16 protein-coding genes and 1 pseudogene are annotated in these 17,923 nt (G+C 64.9%); 13 read left to right on the top strand and 4 right to left on the bottom strand.

Annotation, left to right across the window (positions count from 1 at the left end; genetic code table 11):
• On the bottom strand, window positions 1-897 hold the full coding sequence (locus FXB40_RS06325) for an alpha/beta hydrolase family protein (RefSeq protein WP_148771341.1): 897 nt from the start codon (window positions 895-897) through the stop codon (window positions 1-3).
• A gap of 181 nt (window positions 898-1,078) precedes the next feature.
• Between FXB40_RS06325 and FXB40_RS06330 the strand changes: the two genes are divergently transcribed.
• The 3 genes from FXB40_RS06330 (at window position 1,079) to FXB40_RS06340 (ending at window position 4,797) form a co-directional block, all read left to right on the top strand.
• Window positions 1,079-2,467, top strand: a complete 1,389-nt coding sequence (locus FXB40_RS06330) for a class II 3-deoxy-7-phosphoheptulonate synthase (RefSeq protein ID WP_148771342.1) — start codon at window positions 1,079-1,081, stop codon at window positions 2,465-2,467.
• 4 nt (window positions 2,468-2,471) lie between these two features.
• Entirely contained in the window at window positions 2,472-2,825 is a 354-nt protein-coding gene (locus FXB40_RS06335) for a diacylglycerol kinase (protein ID WP_148771343.1), read from the top strand.
• Window positions 2,826-3,039: 214 nt separating this feature from the next.
• Window positions 3,040-4,797 (top strand): NAD+ synthase, encoded by a 1,758-nt coding sequence (locus FXB40_RS06340; RefSeq protein WP_148771344.1) that lies wholly within the window; start codon window positions 3,040-3,042, stop codon window positions 4,795-4,797.
• 3 nt (window positions 4,798-4,800) lie between these two features.
• On the opposite strand, the gene FXB40_RS06345 is transcribed toward FXB40_RS06340, so the two are convergent.
• Window positions 4,801-5,988, bottom strand: a complete 1,188-nt coding sequence (locus FXB40_RS06345; RefSeq protein ID WP_148771345.1) for a DUF2865 domain-containing protein — start codon at window positions 5,986-5,988, stop codon at window positions 4,801-4,803.
• Window positions 5,989-6,118: 130 nt separating this feature from the next.
• The gene (locus tag FXB40_RS06350; protein WP_148771346.1) at window positions 6,119-6,424 is read right to left on the bottom strand and encodes a hypothetical protein; all 306 of its coding nucleotides are present in this window, start codon (window positions 6,422-6,424) and stop codon (window positions 6,119-6,121) included.
• Window positions 6,425-6,714: 290 nt separating this feature from the next.
• Here FXB40_RS06350 and cysS point away from each other — a divergent pair, with 290 nt between their 5' ends.
• The 4 genes from cysS (at window position 6,715) to FXB40_RS06370 (ending at window position 10,713) form a co-directional block, all read left to right on the top strand.
• Entirely contained in the window at window positions 6,715-8,112 is a 1,398-nt protein-coding gene (gene cysS, locus FXB40_RS06355) for a cysteine--tRNA ligase (protein WP_148771347.1), read from the top strand.
• A complete protein-coding gene (locus FXB40_RS06360) occupies window positions 8,112-8,621 on the top strand; it encodes a GNAT family N-acetyltransferase (protein WP_148771348.1) in 510 nt (169 codons plus the stop codon). The genes cysS and FXB40_RS06360 overlap by 1 nt, the downstream gene beginning before the upstream one ends.
• Window positions 8,618-10,216, top strand: coding sequence for a citramalate synthase (gene cimA / locus FXB40_RS06365; RefSeq protein WP_148771349.1), 1,599 nt, complete (start codon window positions 8,618-8,620; stop codon window positions 10,214-10,216). The genes FXB40_RS06360 and cimA overlap by 4 nt, the downstream gene beginning before the upstream one ends.
• Before the next feature lie 119 nt (window positions 10,217-10,335).
• The gene (locus FXB40_RS06370; RefSeq protein ID WP_148771350.1) at window positions 10,336-10,713 is read left to right on the top strand and encodes a VOC family protein; all 378 of its coding nucleotides are present in this window, start codon (window positions 10,336-10,338) and stop codon (window positions 10,711-10,713) included.
• A gap of 4 nt (window positions 10,714-10,717) precedes the next feature.
• On the opposite strand, the gene FXB40_RS06375 is transcribed toward FXB40_RS06370, so the two are convergent.
• Window positions 10,718-11,323, bottom strand: coding sequence for an LOG family protein (locus FXB40_RS06375; RefSeq protein ID WP_187436695.1), 606 nt, complete (start codon window positions 11,321-11,323; stop codon window positions 10,718-10,720).
• 200 nt (window positions 11,324-11,523) lie between these two features.
• Between FXB40_RS06375 and FXB40_RS06380 the strand changes: the two genes are divergently transcribed.
• The 6 genes and pseudogenes from FXB40_RS06380 to FXB40_RS06405 all read left to right on the top strand — a co-directional run bounded on the left by FXB40_RS06380 (window position 11,524) and on the right by FXB40_RS06405 (window position 17,903).
• The gene (locus FXB40_RS06380) at window positions 11,524-13,479 is read left to right on the top strand and encodes an ABCB family ABC transporter ATP-binding protein/permease (protein ID WP_148771352.1); all 1,956 of its coding nucleotides are present in this window, start codon (window positions 11,524-11,526) and stop codon (window positions 13,477-13,479) included.
• 57 nt (window positions 13,480-13,536) lie between these two features.
• A pseudogene (locus FXB40_RS06385) lies at window positions 13,537-14,262 on the top strand (phosphatidylserine decarboxylase); the annotation flags it as partial.
• An 87-nt stretch (window positions 14,263-14,349) separates the two neighbouring features.
• On the top strand, window positions 14,350-15,234 hold the full coding sequence (locus FXB40_RS06390) for a CDP-alcohol phosphatidyltransferase family protein (RefSeq protein WP_148771354.1): 885 nt from the start codon (window positions 14,350-14,352) through the stop codon (window positions 15,232-15,234).
• A 122-nt stretch (window positions 15,235-15,356) separates the two neighbouring features.
• Window positions 15,357-16,076 (top strand): RraA family protein, encoded by a 720-nt coding sequence (locus tag FXB40_RS06395; RefSeq protein ID WP_148771355.1) that lies wholly within the window; start codon window positions 15,357-15,359, stop codon window positions 16,074-16,076.
• A gap of 15 nt (window positions 16,077-16,091) precedes the next feature.
• On the top strand, window positions 16,092-16,916 hold the full coding sequence (locus FXB40_RS06400; protein ID WP_148771356.1) for an SDR family NAD(P)-dependent oxidoreductase: 825 nt from the start codon (window positions 16,092-16,094) through the stop codon (window positions 16,914-16,916).
• A gap of 213 nt (window positions 16,917-17,129) precedes the next feature.
• Window positions 17,130-17,903 (top strand): motility protein A, encoded by a 774-nt coding sequence (locus FXB40_RS06405; RefSeq protein WP_148771357.1) that lies wholly within the window; start codon window positions 17,130-17,132, stop codon window positions 17,901-17,903.
• The last annotated feature ends 20 nt before the right edge of the window (window positions 17,904-17,923 follow it).

Consider the following 17,923-nt stretch of genomic DNA (forward strand, 5'->3'; position numbering starts at 1 on the left):
TCACTCTCCCTGGATCCATTCCGCCACGCCGCGCCACAGGGTGTCGCGGTGCTCGGGGCGGAAGAAGCCGAAATGGCCGATCGCCTTGGCGCCGACGTCGGACGGCTTCACCGTCAGCACCTCCGGCTTGATCGCCGTGAAGCCCGATGTGAGCAGTTCGACCGCCGGTCGCGTTGCCCAGGGATCGTCGGAGAAGCAGAGCGCGCGCAGCTCACCCTTGAACTTCGCAAAATTCTCCAGCGCCGGCAGTTTGGAATCGAAGAGATAGCGCGGGCTCGAGACCCAATCGGCCCATTGCAGGAAGACGCCCTTGGGCAGATCCTCGCCGATGCCGACCCAGCCCGGCGCGTAGCCGAGCGCGTGGACCAGCGGCACGCCGACGAAGTTCATGAAGGCGAAGACGCGGTACTTCTCCGGCGACGTCATCAGCCGCCAGGTCGCGGCCTGCGAGGCCACGAACGCGGCGCGCGAGATCTCGCTGTTGTTTTCGATCAGCCCGAGCGCCTGGCCGCCGTAGGAGTGGCCGATATAGGCGAGGGGCAACGTATTGTAGCGCTCGCGCATCCAGCGCACCGCGGCGGTGACGTCCTGCGCGGCCCAGTCCGACATCGAGGCCTTGAACCCGACCAGCGATTTCGGCTGGTTGTAGCCGACCATGGCTGGCTGCCGGGAGTCGCCGATGCCGCGATAGTCATAGGTCATCACCGCGCAGCCGCGATGGGCGAGATAGGAGGCGAAGCCGCGATAGATTTTTCGCGGGACGGCGGTTGCCGAGTTGATCAGGACGGCATGGCGCTTGGCGCCGCGGGGCAGGAACAGGGTGCCGGTCAGCGCATACCCGTCGGTCGCCGGGAAGCTGATCTCGTCGATGAAAACGTCGTCCCGTGCCGCGTCCATGGGTGGAAGCTGTCTTGCCGGTTTCCTCTGCCACCCCTAGCAAATGCGAATTCCGCTTTGCCCGCAAGGGTTTGCATTGCGAAATGGATTTACAACTGGCGATGTCGTGCCAGCCTGTGTATAAGGCGGCCCTCGCAACCCACAGATCAGGTTGCACTTTTTGCTTCACGGAGAGATTGCGATGTCCGAGCGGTGGACGCCCGAGTCCTGGCGCAGCAAGCCGGTGCTACAGGTGCCCGATTATCCCGACGCCAAGGCGTTGGCCGACGTCGAGGCGCAGCTTGCAACCTTTCCGCCGTTGGTGTTTGCCGGCGAGGCGCGCAATCTGAAGAAGGCGCTGGCCCGGGTAGCGGCTGGCGATGCCTTCCTGCTGCAGGGCGGCGATTGCGCCGAGAGCTTTGCCGAGCACGGCGCCAACAACATCCGCGACTTCTTCCGCGTGCTGCTCCAGATGGCTGTCGTGCTGACCTATGCCGGCGCGGTGCCGGTGGTGAAGGTCGGCCGCATCGCCGGCCAGTTTGCAAAACCGCGCTCGTCGCCGACCGAGAAGGTCAACGGCGTCGAGCTGCCGAGCTATCGCGGCGACATCGTCAACGACATCGCCTTCACCAAGGAAGCGCGCGTGCCCGATCCGCAGCGCCAGCTGATGGCTTATCGCCAGTCGGCCGCGACGCTGAACCTGCTCCGCGCTTTCGCAACCGGCGGTTTTGCCAATCTCGGCAGCGTGCATCAATGGATGCTCGGCTTCCTCAAGGATAGCCCGCAGTCCCGCCGCTACAAGGAGCTGGCCGACCGCATCTCGGACGCGCTCAACTTCATGCGCGCCTGCGGCCTCGATCTCGAAAGCCATCCGGAGCTGCGCGCCACCGATTTCTACACCAGCCATGAGGCGTTGCTGCTCGGCTACGAGCAGGCCATGACCCGCGTCGATTCCACGACCGGCGACTGGTACGCGACCTCGGGCCACATGATCTGGATCGGCGATCGCACCCGCCAGCTCGATCACGGTCACATCGAATATTTCCGTGGCATCAAGAACCCGATCGGCCTGAAGTGCGGCCCGTCGCTGAAGCCGGACGAGCTGTTGAAGCTGATCGACGTGCTCAACCCCGACAACGAGCCGGGTCGGCTGACGCTGATCAACCGCTTCGGCTCCGACAAGGTCGCCGATCATCTGCCGGGCCTGATCCGCGCCGTGAAGCGCGAGGGCAAAGTGGTGGTCTGGTCATGCGATCCCATGCACGGCAACACCATCACCTCCACGTCAGGCTACAAGACGCGGCCGTTCGACCGCGTGCTGTCGGAGGTGAAGTCGTTCTTTACCATCCACGCCGCGGAAGGGACGCATGCCGGTGGCGTGCATCTGGAGATGACCGGCCAGGACGTCACCGAATGCATCGGCGGCGCGCGCGCCATCACGGACGAGGATCTCAACGACCGCTACCACACGGTCTGCGATCCCCGCCTCAATGCCGAGCAATCCATCGACATGGCTTTCCTGGTCGCCGAGCTGCTGAAGCAGGAACGCGCCGGCAAGGTCAGGCCGATGCCGGCCGCAGCGGGGCTCTAAAACCTTGCTGCGGATCTGGAAGGCCACGATCAACTCCCGCAACGGTGTGGCCTTTGCGTTCCGCTCGGAACAGGCCATCCGCGAGGAGATCTTTGCGCTGATCCTGTCGCTGCCGGTGGCGTGGTTCGTCGCCGCCAGTGCGACGCGCGCGGTCGAGCTGGTGTGTTCTGTCGCCTTCGTGCTGGTGGTCGAGCTGCTCAACACCGCGATCGAGAAGCTCGCCGACCGCCTGACCATGGATCACGACAAGCAGATCGGCCGGGTCAAGGACATGGGCTCGGCCGCGGTCGGCGTTGCGCTGCTGATGGCCGGTGCGTTCTGGATCATCGCGATCATCGAGCGTCTGGGGTTTCTCTAGCTCGCGGAGATTATCGATTGAGCGTCGGTGCCCGAGGCCCCTTCACCTCTCCCCAACGGGGAGAGGTCGGTTTGCGTCTCGCGATGCGCAGCATCGTCGAGCGCAAATCGGGTGAGGGGGCTCAGGTCCCACGAGATACCGTAACCCCTCACCCGGATTGCATCTCCGATGCAATCCGACCTCTCCCTTCGGGAGAGGTGACGGAGAGCACGCGATGACCGAACGTCTCAACGCATTCGCGGTCACGCTGGCCCAGCTCAATCCGACCATGGGCGACATCGAGGGCAATGCCGCGAAGGTTCGCTCGGCACGCTCGCGAGCCATCGCCGATGGCGCCGATCTCGTGCTGTTTTCGGAATTGTTCATCGCCGGCTATCCGCCGGAAGATCTGGTGCAGAAGCCGGCCTTCCAGGCCGCCTGCCGTTCCGCAATCGAAGCGCTCGCGCGCGAAACCGCCGACGGCGGCCCGGCGCTGCTGGTCGGTACGCCCTGGGTCGAGGACGGCAAGCTCTATAATGCCTGCGCGCTGCTCGACGGCGGGCGCATCGCGGCGCTTCGCTTCAAATGCAATTTGCCGAATTACGGCGTGTTCGACGAGAAGCGGTTGTTTGCGCGCGGGCCGGCGGCAGGCCCCGTCACCGTGCGTGGCGTGCGGATCGGCGTGCCGATCTGCGAGGACATCTGGCTGGAAGAGTCCGAGGATTATGAGAACGTGGTCGAGACGCTGGCCGAGACCGGCGCCGAGATCATTCTGGTGCCGAACGGCTCGCCCTATGCCCGCGACAAGAACGATGTGCGTCTGTCGGTGGCGGTCGCGCGGGTCACTGAAAGCGGCCTGCCACTGGTCTATCTCAATCAGGTTTGCGGCCAGGACGAACTCGTGTTCGACGGCGCGTCGTTCGCGCTCAATGGCGATCTCTCGCTCGCCGCGCAACTGCCGGCTTTTGCGGAGAGCGTCACGACCTTGCGCTTCATCAGAAACGGCGGCGATTGGCGCTGTACGGGTCCGATCGTGGAGCAGCCCGAGGGTGACAAGGCCGATTATGCGGCCTGCGTGCTCGGCTTGCGCGACTACGTCACCAAGAACGGCTTTCCCGGCGTGCTGCTCGGCATCTCCGGCGGCATCGATTCCGCGCTGTGTGCGGCGATCGCGGTTGACGCGCTGGGCGCCGACCAGGTGCACGGCGTGATGCTGCCTTATCGCTACACCGCAGCACACTCGATTGCCGACGCGGGCGAGCTCGCCGGCCATCTCGGCATCCGCTACGAGGTGCTGCCGATCGCGGAAGCGGTGGGCGGGTTCGAGACCATCCTGTCCGGCATGTTCAAAAACCTGCCGCCAGATATCACCGAGGAAAACCTTCAGGCCCGTACCCGCGGCACGCTGCTGATGGCGATCTCCAACAAGACCGGGCTGATGGTGGTGACGACAGGCAACAAGTCGGAAATGTCGGTCGGCTATGCCACGCTCTATGGCGACATGAATGGCGGCTTCAATCCGATCAAGGACATCTACAAGACGCAGGTGTTCCGGCTGGCAAGCTTGCGCAATTCATGGAAGCCCGACGGCGCGCTCGGACCGGCGGGCGAGGTGATCCCGCCCGATATCATCACGCGTCCGCCGACGGCGGAGCTGCGCGAGAACCAGACCGATCAGGATTCGCTGCCGGCCTACGAGGTGCTCGATGCGATCCTGGAGCGTCTGGTCGAACGCGAGGAGCCGCTCGACCAGATCATCGCCGCGGGCTTCGACCGCGAGATCGTCAGCCGCATCGACCATCTCCTCAACGTCGCCGAATACAAACGCCGCCAGGCCGCGCCGGGCGTGAAGGTGACGCGGAAGAATTTCGGCCGCGACCGCCGCTATCCCATCACCAACCGTTTTCGCGACCGGGGCGAGGCGTTGCCCGCGCCCGACGAGACGCTGGTCTCGCGCGGCAGCAAGGCGTCGATCGACGCGTTCGAGGGGTGAACCCTACTTCTGCTGCTGTGGCAGGAAGCTCGGGCCCACCGAGCGAATTGGCTTGTTCTCAGATGAGGTCGTCGCCGTGCCCGTATCCGCGGGCGGCGTCGCGGCCGGTGCAGTCGCGGTCGTCGGCGCAGGAGCTGCGCCCTTCTTGGCATTCGCCGGCGCGCCCTTGGTGAGCTGCCGCTGCTGCATCTTCTTGGCGCTCTCTTCGGTGACGATGATGTCGCCCTGCTGCTCGGCGGCCGCCTTGTCGTCGGCCGATTTCAGCGCGTCGGCCCAGGTCTGGCCCGCCGCTTTGCACGAGCACGACGGGTTGAACTCGCTGCGGAATTTGAAGGCGGTCGGCAGCGCCGTGTAGGGCTGGCCGCTGATGGAGACCGCCGAGCTCATGTCCTCGCCAGGATTGCGGTGGGCGTAGAGCACGGCTTCGGCTGCCGGGCACAGCGCCTTGCAGGTCCTCTCGTCATCGGGGAAGCGCGCCGGCACGGTCGCAAACGAGATCGGGAAATAGGCGCCGTCGCAGGTGCGCACACACACCGTGCGGAAGGTGCCGGATTGCGGGCCGCCGAGATCGGAGGGCGGCGGGCCCGGCGGGTTGTTGGCGTTGTTGCCGCCGAACAGATTGCTCAGGAAGTTGCCGCCCTGCGATTGCGCGGCATTCGCATATTGCGGGCCGCAATTGTTCTGCCCGAGCGCAATCAGCACCGAGCGGCGCTGGCTGTCGCGCTCAGGGCTGCCGCCGGCACCGCCGCGGAGGCGTTCGAGATTGCCGGTGATCTGGTCCAGATTGGCGCGCATCTGCTGGATCTGGGTGTTGACCGGGCCGCATTGCGCCGACTGGCCGTTGAACAGCGAGAAGAAGCCGGAGGAATCGCAGCCCATGCGCTTGGCCTGCATGGTGACGCGATCGAGCTCGGCCTGCTGCTTGGCCTGGGAATCCTGGTAGCGGCGGATCTGGTCGTCGCGTGCGGGGTCGCCGCTGGCGCCACCGTTGAGCGCGGCGAGCTGTCCTTCCAACCGTGCGCACATCGGGTTCGGCCCAAGGCCGCCCTGGGCGGGCGGAGGCGGCGGCGCGCCGGGGGGGCCGGCCTGTGCAAAGGCGTCAGTGGCGAGCACAATCGCGCTCAGAAGCACGGTGCAGGCAAGGAGGGAGCGGGGACGGGGCAGAGACAAAAATTCAGGCATATCCGCCATTCTAGCGAGGTCACGGCCTAGCGTGATTTGGGAGGCCGAAGCGCGCCCTCCAATAGCCGCTTCCAGCGGCAGCGTCACGTCGTTTCAGGGGCCGTAAACGGGTCCTAAGGTCCGCCAGTTCCGAGCGAATTCAGCGCTGGCAGGTGATTGCGACATATTCGTCGCAATGGCCATGGGAGCAGTTTGCGCCGGATTTGGGGACAGAGCCGGTAATTTCGTCGGGATCGACCCGGCGGTAGGCCGATGCCTGCGCAAAGTCCCGTGACTGGCAGTAGGTGCGGGCGACCTGCGCGCCGCATTTCTCGCCCTTGGCCAGGCACTGGTCGACGCCATAGCCGTCGGCCTGATTGGCGATGATGAACACGCGGGTCTCGGCGAAAGCGCTGGATGCCGCGAGAATAGAGGCACAGGAGACGAGCGCGAGCAGGGATCGCATGGGTGCACCGGGGCTGGGGGGACCGCCGGGTTCCAAATTGAACTCAAAAGGTTAAGGATGACGAACCATCAAGGCAGGGCGACCGCGCATTGCGGAGATAAAAACGGCATTTTCGCGGCTCTCTTGACGAAAGCCGCCTTCGTGGCCCATATGTCGTCGCATGAACGGTCTCCTCGCCATCTGCATTATTTGCCGCGAGATTACGAGCTAGCGATTCGCTGGCTGGAGCCGTCTTTTCTCAACCACATTGAGAGCACTGGACGCCCGGCCAACAGCCGACGGGTGTCCATATGGAATTGCGTCTTTACGATACGCTGAGCCGGGAAAAGCGCGCCTTCGTGCCGCTCGATGCGAAGAACGTCCGCATGTATGTCTGCGGACCGACCGTCTATGACTTCGCCCATATTGGCAATGCGCGGCCGGTGATCGTGTTCGACGTGCTGTTTCGCCTGCTCCGCCATCTCTATGGCGAGGCGCACGTCACATACGTCCGAAACATCACCGACGTCGACGACAAGATCAACGACCGCGCCGCGCGGGATTTTCCCGGCCTGCCGCTGAACGAGGCGATCCGAAAGGTCACCGAGCAGACCGGCCAACAGTTTCACGCCGACGTCGATGCGCTTGGCGCGCTCCGGCCGAGCGTCGAGCCGCGCGCGACCGAGCATATCGGCGAGATGCGCGAGATCATCGAACGGCTCATTGCCGGCGGCTTTGCCTATGCCGCCGAGGACCACGTGCTGTTCTCGCCGCAGGCGATGAACGCGGCCAACTCCGAACTGCCGCGCTATGGCGCACTGTCGAAGCGCTCGCTGGACGAGATGATCGCCGGCGCCCGCGTCGATGTCGCGCCCTACAAGCGCGACGCTACCGACTTCGTGCTGTGGAAGCCGTCGAAGCCCGGCGAGCCGTCCTGGCCGTCGCCGGCCGGGATCAAGGCTGAGGGGCGCCCGGGCTGGCACGTCGAGTGCTCGGCCATGGCCTGGAAGCATCTCGGCGAGCAGTTCGACATCCATGGCGGCGGCATCGATCTCGTGTTTCCGCATCACGAGAACGAGGTCGCCCAGACCTGCTGCGCCTTCCACCAGCAGCGCATGGCGAACTACTGGATGCACAATGGCTTCCTGCAGGTCGAGAGCGAGAAGATGTCGAAGAGCCTCGGCAACTTCATCACCATCCACGAGCTGCTCGCGGACTGGCCGGGTGAGGTACTGCGCCTCAACATGCTGAAGACGCACTACACCTCGCCGATCGACTGGACCATGAAGTCGCTGGAGGAGAGCGCCAAGACGCTCAACGACTGGTATCGCTTTGCGGCCGATGTGGCGCCGTCCAAGCCGGCGACGTCAGTGGTCGACGCTTTGCTCGACGACCTCAACACGCCGCAGGCGATCGCGGCTCTGCATGGTCTGCGCAATTCGTCCGACGCGGCCGGCCTTTCCGCATCGCTGCGTCTGCTGGGCTTCCTGTCCGAGAGCGTCGCGCAATGGGAGGGCCGGAAACGGAAGGCGAGCGGCGTCGACGCTGGCGAGATCGATCGCCTGATCGCAGAGCGCACGGCTGCGCGCGCGCGAAAGGACTTCAAGGAGTCCGATCGCATTCGTGACGAACTCGCGGTCAAGGGCGTGGTGATCAAGGACGGCAAGGACGCCGACGGCAAGCCGGTGACGACCTGGGAGCTCGCGTGATGGCACAAGCGCATCCCAAGCCCGGCTTGCGGCCGTTTTTGCCGGCTGACGTTCCGATGCTGGCCGCGATCTTCACCGCGGCGGTCCAGGAGCTGACCGGCGACGACTACAGCGAGGCGCAGCAGGAGGCCTGGATGGCGGCGGCCGACGACGAAGAGTTCGGCAAGCGGCTTGCGGCCGACCTGACGCTGATCGCCACGCTGGACGGCTCGCCCGTCGGCTTCGCGTCGCTGCGCGGCAAGGATCACATCCGCATGCTCTATGTGCATCCGGCCGTGGGTCGGCAGGGCATCGCGACCATGCTGGTCGATGCGCTGGAAAAGCTCGCCGGCGGCCGTGGCGCTGAGAAGCTGACGGTCGACGCCAGCGATACCGCGGAAGGCTTCTTCGCCAAGCGCGGTTATGTCGCCATGCAGCGCAATAGCATCACCGTCAACGACGAGTGGCTCGCCAACACCACCATGCAGAAGACGTTCGGCACCGGCCCCGCATCGGGAGCGCTGCAATGAGCAAGGAGCGTCTGTATCTGTTCGACACCACGCTGCGCGACGGTGCGCAGACCAACGGCGTCGACTTCACACTGACCGACAAGCAGGTCATCGCGGCGATGCTCGACGAGCTCGGCATCGACTATGTCGAGGGCGGCTATCCCGGCGCCAATCCGCTCGACACCGAATTCTTCGGCAGCAAGCCGAAGCTCAACCATGCGCGCTTCACCGCCTTCGGCATGACGCGGCGGGCAGGGCGCTCGGTCTCCAACGATCCCGGCGTCGCCGGGCTTCTGGAAGCGAAGGCGGACGCGATCTGCTTCGTGGCAAAGTCCTCCGCGTATCAGGTGCGCGTTGCGCTTGAGACGACGAAGGAGGAAAACCTCGCCTCGATCCGTGACAGCGTCGCAGCCGCAAAGGCTGCCGGCCGCGAGGTGATGCTCGACTGCGAGCACTTTTTCGATGGCTACAAGGAAGATGCGAGCTTCGCGCTCGCCTGCGCCAAGGCCGCCTATGAGGCCGGCGCACGCTGGGTGGTGCTGTGCGACACCAATGGCGGCACCATGCCGAACGAGATCGAGGCCATCGTCACCGAGGTGACCAAACACATCCCCGGCGACCACGTCGGCATCCACGCCCATAACGACACCGAGCAGGCGGTTGCGAATTCGCTGGCCGCGGTGCGCGCCGGTGCACGGCAGATCCAGGGCACGCTGAACGGACTCGGCGAGCGCTGCGGCAACGCCAACCTCTGCTCGCTGATTCCGACACTGAAATTGAAGAAGGAGTTTTCGGACGCCTTCGAAATCAGCGTCACGCCGGAGAAGCTGGCGACGCTCGTCAAAGTCTCGCGCACGCTCGACGACATGCTCAACCGCGTGCCGAACCGGCATGCGGCCTATGTCGGCGAGAGCGCCTTCGTCACCAAGACCGGCATTCACGCCTCCGCCGTGATGAAGGATCCGCAGACCTATGAGCATGTGCTGCCGGAGACCGTCGGCAATCATCGCAAGGTGCTGGTGTCCGACCAGGCCGGCCGCTCCAACGTCATGGCCGAGCTCGATCGGGCGGGCATCGCTTACGAGAAGAGCGATCCGAAGCTGACGCGGCTGGTCGAGGAATTGAAGGAGCGCGAGGCGGCCGGCTACGCCTACGAATCCGCCAACGCCTCGTTCGATCTGTTGGCGCGCCGTACGCTCGGCAAGGTCCCGCAATATTTCGAGGTCGAGCAGTTCGACGTCAATGTCGAGCAGCGTTACAACGCCCTTGGCGAGCGCGTCACTGTCGCGTTGGCCGTGGTCAAGGTCGACGTCGCCGGCGAGCATCTGATCTCGGCTGCCGAAGGCAACGGCCCCGTCAACGCGCTCGACGTCGCGCTGCGCAAGGATCTCGGCAAGTATCAGAAGTACATCGAGGGCCTGACGCTGATCGACTACCGCGTGCGTATCCTCAACGGCGGCACCGGCGCGGTCACGCGCGTCCTGATCGAGAGCGAGGATGAGAATGGCGATCGCTGGACCACGGTCGGCGTGTCCCCGAACATCATCGACGCCTCGTTCCAGGCGCTGATGGATTCGGTGATCTACAAGCTCGTGAAATCGGGTGCGCCGGCATAGATGTTGCCATTAGACACCGTCATTGCGAGCGAAGCGAAGCAATCCAGGCTGTCTCCGCGGAAAGACTCTGGATTGCTTCGCTTCGCTCGCAATGACGAGGAGAGAGCGGAGCGCTAGCAATGATCGACCACATCTCCGTCGGCGTCAGCGAGCTCGAACGCTCCGCAAGGTTCTATGAAGCCACGCTCGCCGCCCTTGGCCTCACCCGCCTCGTCACGCGACCGCGCACGGTCGGCTTCGGCAAGGCCTATCCCGAATTCTGGATCAATCTGCGCGAGGCGATGCCGCCTGTGCCGCCGGAGAGCGGCGTGCACATCTGCCTGCGGGCGAAGACAACCGCCGAGGTCGATGCGTTTCATGCAGCCGCGCTTGTAAGCGGCGGTGCATCCGACGGCGCGCCGGGCATTCGCCCGCACGACCGCGTGCGCTACTATGCGGCCTTCGTCGTCGATCCCGATGGTAACCGGATCGAGGCGGTGACGTTTCCGAACGAGTAGGGCGTCAGAGCTTGCGCGCGACGTCCGGGGAGAGCTGCTTTTCCGCCTCGGCGAGCTGTGCCACGGCGGCCTTCAGCTTCGGCAAGATCTCCTCGACGCGATCGGCCTTGAGGATGTCGACCGAAAGGCCGGCGCGGATGAACTCGGTCTGGCGCATATGCGACAGCAGCGAGAACAGCGGCTCCCAGAAATTGTCGAAATTGGCGAGCAGTACGGGCTTGGCGTGACGGCCGAGCTGCTTCCAGGTCAATTGCTCGACCAGCTCCTCCAGCGTGCCGACGCCGCCCGGCAGCGCCACGAAGGCGTCGGAGCGCTCGAACATCAGCCGCTTGCGCTCGTGCATGTCGGGAGTGACGATCATTTCCTGCACGCGGGTCAGCGCATTCTCGCGCTTCCGCAGGAACTCAGGAATGATGCCGGTGACGGTGCCGCCGTGATCGAGCACGGAGGTCGCGACCGAGCCCATCAGGCCAAGCGAGCCGCCGCCATAGACCAGGCGGATGTTGTTCTCGGCGAGCGCCTTGCCGAACGCCTTGGCGCCTTCGGTGAAGTGGGGATTGGTTCCGGGACCGGAGCCGCAATAGACACAGACGGTTTTGATCGTGCTCATTGGTGCCATGATGCATTGCAGCGAAGGGGCGTCAAGCCCAATCGGTGATTCGGGTCACCCGGAAATCTACCGGTAAATGGCGACAAACAATCGAGGATTCGCCATCTGGCGGGGTGCGCTGGCCCCCGGAAGCTTCTATATGACGAGCGAAAACAGTTAATCGCAACGCGCCCGCATCCGGCGGGCCTTCAGGTTTCTTGATGAGCCCACCTCATTTGCCAGATGTCGCCGACGTGCCCGAGCCTGCCGGCGGACCGCTGGAGCGGGCCACCCTGATGGGCACGCTGGCGCATCTGTGGCCCTATATCTGGCCGGGCGACCGTTACGACCTGAAGATGCGGGTGGTCTGGTCGATGGTGCTGCTGCTGGCCGCCAAGCTGATCACGCTGACGGTGCCGTTCAGCTTCAAATGGGCAACCGACGCGCTCACCGGCGCCAACACCGCGCCAGTGCAAGCCAGCAACTGGCATCTCTGGGTGATCGCGTCGCCGCTGCTCCTGACCGCGAGCTACGGCGTCATGCGCATCGTCATGGCGGTGCTGACGCAATGGCGCGACGGCATCTTTGCCCGCGTCGCCATGCATGCGGTGCGCAAGCTCGCGACCATCACCTTCGTCCACATGCACGAGCTGTCGCTGCGCTTTCATCTCGAGCGCAAGACCGGCGGCCTGACGCGCGTGCTCGAGCGCGGCCGCGAAGGCATCGAGGTCATCGTGCGCATGGTGATCCTGCAGCTGATCCCGACCATCGTCGAGGTCACGCTCTTGATGGCCGTGCTGCTCTGGCAGTTCGACTGGCGCTATGTGGCCGCAACGCTGATCACGGTCACGGTCTACATGTACTACACCTACGTTGCGACCGAGTGGCGCATCGGCATCCGCCGCAAGATGAACGATTCCGACACCGAGGCGAACACCAAGGCGATCGACTCGCTGCTCAACTACGAGACCGTCAAATATTTCAGCGCCGAGGCCCGTGAAGCGCAGCGCTACGACAAGTCGGTCGCGCGCTACGAGGACGCGAGCATCCACACCTACACCTCGCTCGCGGTGCTCAACACCGGGCAGGCCGTGATCTTCACGCTGGGCCTGACCGCGACCATGCTGATGTGTGCGATCGGCGTGCGCAACGGCACCAACACGGTCGGCGATTTCGTGCTGGTCAATGCCATGATGATCCAGCTCTACCAACCCCTGAATTTCATGGGCATGGTCTATCGCGAGATCAAGCAGGCGATCATCGACATCGAGAAGATGTTCGGCGTGATCGGCCGCGAGGCCGAGATCAAGGATGAGCCCGGCGCGCAGCCGCTGGTCGTCTCCGCCGGCACGGTGCGTTTCGAGGACGTGCGCTTTGCCTATGAGCCGACGCGGCCGATCCTCAAAGGCATCAGCTTCGAGGTGCCGGCCGGCAAGACGGTGGCGATCGTCGGCCCGTCCGGCGCCGGCAAGTCGACCATCTCCCGGCTGCTGTTCCGCCTCTACGACATCTCCGGCGGCAGGATTTTGATCGACGGCCAGGACATCCGCGAGGTCACGCAGGCGAGCTTGCGCGCCTCCATCGGCATGGTGCCGCAGGACACGGTGCTGTTCAACGACACCATCCGCTATAACATTCGTTACGGCCGCTGGGACGCTGGCGATGCCGAGGTCGAGGAGGCGGCGCGGCTGGCGCAGATCGACCATTTCATCCGCATGGCGCCGATGGGCTACGAGACCCAGGTCGGCGAGCGCGGCCTGAAACTGTCCGGCGGCGAGAAGCAGCGCGTCGCGATCGCGCGCACCGTGCTGAAGGCCCCGCCGATCCTGGTGCTGGACGAGGCGACCTCGGCGCTCGACACCCACACCGAGCACGAGATCCAGGACGCGCTCGACCGCGTGGCGAAGAATCGCACCTCGCTCGTGATCGCCCACCGGCTCTCGACCATCGTCGGTGCCGACGAGATCATCGTGCTGGACCAGGGCCGCATCTCCGAGCGTGGCACCCATGCCAGCCTGCTCGCACAGGGCGGACTCTACGCCAGCATGTGGAACAGGCAGCGCGAGGCCGAGGCCGCACGTGAGAAACTGGCCCGGATGGCCGACAGCAGCGAGGCGCCCAACCGGGAGCCGCCGCCGGTCGAGGATGCTCTTACGGCGCAGGCGGCCGCGGAGTGACCTTGTCTCCAGTGCCAACTCTGGCCTAAACAACCCCACCGCGCGAGACGACCCGCGCCAGCAACTCCTGAGCGGCAGATAGCGATGTCCATTCTCGATTCGATCCAGCGTCAGATCCCGCCGATCCATAAGGAGGGCTACCCCTTCATCGGCATCTTCGCGGCGGTGAGCATCTTCCTGATGTGGCTGTGGTCGCCGCTGGGGTGGATCGGCACGATCCTGACCGTCTGGTGCGCGCTGTTCTTCCGCGATCCCGTGCGCGTGACGCCGGTGCGCGACGGGCTCGTGGTGTCGCCCGCCGACGGCCGCGTCTCGATGATCACCATGGCGCTGCCGCCGGCCGAGCTCGGGCTCGGCGACCGGCCGCTGCCGCGCATCTCGGTCTTCATGAGCGTGTTCAACTGCCACGTGAACCGCAGCCCTGTGGCGGGGAGGGTAGACCGCATCGCCTATCGGCCCGGCTTGTTCATCAATGCCGAGCTCGACAAGGCGAGCGAGGACAATGAGCGCAATTCGCTGGTGATCTCGACGCCGCAGGGCCGCATCGGCGTGATCCAGATCGCAGGCCTCATCGCAAAACGCATCGTCTGCTTCGTCAAGGAAGGCCAGGCGGTCGGCGCCGGCGAGCGGTTTGGCCTGATCCGCTTCGGCTCGCGGCTCGACGTCTACCTGCCTGTCGGCACCAAGGCGCTGGTCTCGGAAGGACAAACGGCGATCGCCGGCGAGACCATCCTGGCCGATCTCACCGGAGACGACCCGAACCGCGCCTATCGCGCCAATTAACCAAGAAGCCGCTATCGGGGGCCTTCCGGCGCAATGGCGGAGGGGAAAACGGCTTGCTATATCTCGCCTTCAGGTGAGGACGAGCCAATGACGCCCTACGACTACCGAGATCCCGATATTCGCCGCCGGCGGTTCCGCCCGATCCCGGTGCGGATGCTGGTGCCCAACGTGATCACGCTGCTGGCGATCTGCGCCGGCCTCACCTCGATCCGGCTGTCGATCGAGGGGCGGATGTCGCTCGCCGTCTACGCCATCGTGTTCGCGGCCGCGCTCGACGGCATCGATGGCCGCGTCGCGCGCCTGATCAAGGGTCAGTCGAAGTTCGGCGCAGAGCTCGACAGCCTCGCCGATTTCGTCAATTTCGGGGTCGCCCCCGGCCTGATGCTGTACTTCTGGCAGCTGCACGAGCTCGGCAATGCCGGCTGGATCGCCGCGATGGTGTTCGCGATCTCCGGTGGCCTGCGTCTGGCGCGCTTCAATGCCACGCTTGATGATCCGAACAAGCCGGCGTTCGCCGCCAATTTCTTCACCGGAATGCCGGCGCCGGCCGGCGCCATCACCGTGATGTTGCCGATCTACGCGGCGTTTCTCGATCTCGGCCGCTGGCCCGTTGCGGTCACGGCGGCCTATACACTGGTGATTGCCTTCCTGATGGTGTCGCGGCTGCCGGTGTTCTCAGGCAAGACCAAGCGCATGCGGGTGTCGCCCGAACTGGTGCTGCCCGCGTTCGTTGCGGTGATCGTCTTCATCGCGATTTTGATCGCCTATCCCTGGCACGTGCTGTCGGTCGGTACGATGCTCTATCTGCTCGGTCTGCCACTCGGCTACAAATCCTACCGCGATCAGGCCCGCGCGACGGAAGCGGCAGCGCCAGTGGGCGGCGAGGTCTCGTCGCCGCCGTCGGCGCCGACAATGGCCAGCCGGTCTGAGCCGCCGCACGACGAGGACGACCGGCCGGGACGACTGCACTGAGCGATCGCATGCGGATATCTGCCATGAGAGCGCCTGAGTTGGGTTGAGGCCCGATCTCGGCTATATCGCCCTGTGCCGGCGGCACCGCGCCAACAGCGGCCGCCAATCTGGGAGATAACGCCGTGACCAATACCGCGACCGGGCCGCTGCCCGCTTCCGTCCTCGAAGCGCTGGGCCGCTATGACACGCCGACGATCTGCAACGCCATGGAGATCGTGGCGCCCGAGCGCCGCCTGATCGGCTACACCACCAAGCAGCTGGTCTGCCCGTTCCCGGACCTGCCGCCGATTGTCGGCTACGCCCGCACCGTCGCGATCCGCTCGGTGTTGAAATCGTCGCTGCCGGCCGAAGAACAGTCGAAGCGCCGCATCGAATATTACGAATATGTTGGCACCGGCCACGGGCCGCGCATCACGGTGATCCAGGACATCGACGGCCATGACGTCGGCTACGGCGCGTTCTGGGGCGAGGTGCAGAGCAACGTGCACAAGGCGCTCGGTTGCCTCGGCGTCATCACCGACGGCTCGATCCGCGACATTCCGCAATGGGCCCCGGGCTTCCAGGCGCTGGCCGGCTCGATCGGCCCGTCGCATGCCTGGGTGCATGCCGAGAGCTTTGGCGGCGAGGTGCGTGTCGCCGGCATGACCGTGAAGTCGGACGATCTGATCCATGCCGACCAGCACGGCGCCATCGTGATCCCGCTCGACGTCGCAGCAAAACTCCCCGAGGCCGCCGAGCTCTGCGGCCGCCGCGAGACGCCGATCCTCGAGATCGCGCGCAGCCCCGACTTCTCGCTGGAGAAGCTCAAGGCCGCGCTGAAGCGCTCGGCGGAGATCCACTAATTTCGGAGTAGCTCCATGGACATGCGCGGCAAGACGGTTCTGATCACGGGCTCGACCGATGGTGTCGGGCGCTATGTCGCGAACCGCCTTGCCGCCGAAGGCGCGCTTGTCCTGATCCATGGCCGCGATGTGGCGCGAGCGAAAGCGCTGATCGATGAGATCGTGAAGGCTGGCCACGCTGCGCCGACCTTCTATCAAGCCGATCTGTCGTCGATGGCTGGCACGCGCGCGCTCGCCGCGGCCGTGACGCGGGATCATCAACGCCTCGACGTCTTCGTCAGCAACGCCGGCATCGGCTCGCAGAATGGCGGTTCGCAACGGCAGGAAAGCCGCGACGGCCACGAGCTACGTTTCGCCGTAAACTATCTCTCCGGCTTTCTGCTCGTCCATCTGCTGCTGCCGTTGCTGACGGCCGCCGCGCCGTCGCGCATCGTCAATGTCGCTTCGCTCGGCCAGCATCCGATCGATTTTGACGACGTCATGATCACGAAGGGCTACAGCGGCTCGCGCGCCTATGCGCAGAGCAAGCTGTCGCAGATCATGTTCACGGTCGATCTCGCGGCCGAGCTGAAGGACGCCGGCATCACCGTGAATTCGTTGCATCCGGCGACCTACATGAACACGACGATGGTGCGCGCCGGCGGCATCACGCCGATGTCGACGGTGGAGCAGGGTGGTGCTGCGATCCTGCATCTCGTCCAGGGCGACGATGTCGCGGGCAAGAGCGGCCTGTTCTTCAACGGCATGAACGAGGCGCGCGCCAATCCGCAGGCCTATGACGCCGATGCGCGCAGGCGCCTGCGCGCACTCAGCCTGGATCTGACGGGACTGTCGTCCTGACGCGCCTCATTTATGGTTAGCAAAGCGTTGAGATCGATGTCGCAGAACGGCAAAGCCGCCGTTCTTTGAGCGCGCCGCACCGCTCCGCCGCATCGGCTGAACTTAACCTTTACGCGGCTTTAAGGGCGGCGCTCTAGGGTTTCCGATGCGGTTCGGGGTTGGACCGCGCCATCGGCCAGGACGGCCGTTGTTGCGTTCGCTTTGGAGACTCCCATGGATATCATGACGGGCGCCGGCCTCGTGGCGGGCTTGATCGTCATCGCGACGATGGTGTTTCTGGGCGGCGATATCAGCATGTTCATGAGCGATCATGCTGCGATCATCATCTTCGGTGGATCGGCCGCGGCGACCATGATCCGCTTTCCGCTCTCGGCGCTGGCGCACGGCCTTCCGCTCGGCATGAAGTTCGCCTTTACGATGAGCCGGCTGTCGGCGCACGACCTGGTCGACGAGCTCGCCCGCATCGCCGAGATCGCCCGCAAGCAGGGCCCGGTCGGCCTGGAAAAGGTCGAGACCGACGAGCCCTTCCTCGCCAAGGGCATCCGCTACGTCGCCGACGGCTACGACCTCGATTTCATCAGGGACAATCTAGAACGCGACCGCGACAATTTCCTGCTGCATCTCAACGAAGGCAGCAAGATCTACCGCGCCGTCGGCGACTGCGCGCCGGCATTCGGGATGATCGGAACGCTGATCGGCATGGTGCAGATGTTTTCGAACATGTCGGATCCCTCGAAGCTCGGCCCGTTCATGGCGACCGCCCTGCTGGCAACCCTCTATGGTGCGTTGGTCGCGAACCTGCTCTGCCTTCCGATCGCCGACAAGCTGCATGGCAAGCTGATCGACGAGGAAACCAATCGCACGCTGATCATCGACGGCATCCTTATGATCCGCGACTCCAAGAGCCCGACTTTGGTGCGCGAAATGCTGCTGGCCTATCTGCCCGAGAAGCATCGCCACGCCGAAGGCGAGCCGGTTCCGGCGTAACGGCGGACGTCGGGATCTGA

The sequence above is a fragment of the Bradyrhizobium rifense genome (assembly GCF_008123425.1).
Classification (GTDB): Bacteria; Pseudomonadota; Alphaproteobacteria; order Rhizobiales; family Xanthobacteraceae; genus Bradyrhizobium; species Bradyrhizobium rifense.

Bases quoted from the DNA above. Each gene is read 5' to 3' on its own strand.
- FXB40_RS06325 (WP_148771341.1), bottom strand. From the start codon at position 897: ATGGACGCGGCACGGGACGACGTTTTCATCGACGAGATCAGCTTCCCG.
- FXB40_RS06330 (WP_148771342.1), top strand. From the start codon at position 1,079: ATGTCCGAGCGGTGGACGCCCGAGTCCTGGCGCAGCAAGCCGGTGCTA.
- FXB40_RS06340 (WP_148771344.1), top strand. From the start codon at position 3,040: ATGACCGAACGTCTCAACGCATTCGCGGTCACGCTGGCCCAGCTCAAT.
- FXB40_RS06345 (WP_148771345.1), bottom strand. From the start codon at position 5,988: ATGGCGGATATGCCTGAATTTTTGTCTCTGCCCCGTCCCCGCTCCCTC.
- FXB40_RS06350 (WP_148771346.1), bottom strand. From the start codon at position 6,424: ATGCGATCCCTGCTCGCGCTCGTCTCCTGTGCCTCTATTCTCGCGGCA.
- cysS (WP_148771347.1), top strand. From the start codon at position 6,715: ATGGAATTGCGTCTTTACGATACGCTGAGCCGGGAAAAGCGCGCCTTC.
- FXB40_RS06360 (WP_148771348.1), top strand. From the start codon at position 8,112: ATGGCACAAGCGCATCCCAAGCCCGGCTTGCGGCCGTTTTTGCCGGCT.
- cimA (WP_148771349.1), top strand. From the start codon at position 8,618: ATGAGCAAGGAGCGTCTGTATCTGTTCGACACCACGCTGCGCGACGGT.
- FXB40_RS06370 (WP_148771350.1), top strand. From the start codon at position 10,336: ATGATCGACCACATCTCCGTCGGCGTCAGCGAGCTCGAACGCTCCGCA.
- FXB40_RS06375 (WP_187436695.1), bottom strand. From the start codon at position 11,323: ATGAGCACGATCAAAACCGTCTGTGTCTATTGCGGCTCCGGTCCCGGA.
- FXB40_RS06380 (WP_148771352.1), top strand. From the start codon at position 11,524: ATGAGCCCACCTCATTTGCCAGATGTCGCCGACGTGCCCGAGCCTGCC.
- FXB40_RS06390 (WP_148771354.1), top strand. From the start codon at position 14,350: ATGACGCCCTACGACTACCGAGATCCCGATATTCGCCGCCGGCGGTTC.
- FXB40_RS06400 (WP_148771356.1), top strand. From the start codon at position 16,092: ATGGACATGCGCGGCAAGACGGTTCTGATCACGGGCTCGACCGATGGT.
- FXB40_RS06405 (WP_148771357.1), top strand. From the start codon at position 17,130: ATGGATATCATGACGGGCGCCGGCCTCGTGGCGGGCTTGATCGTCATC.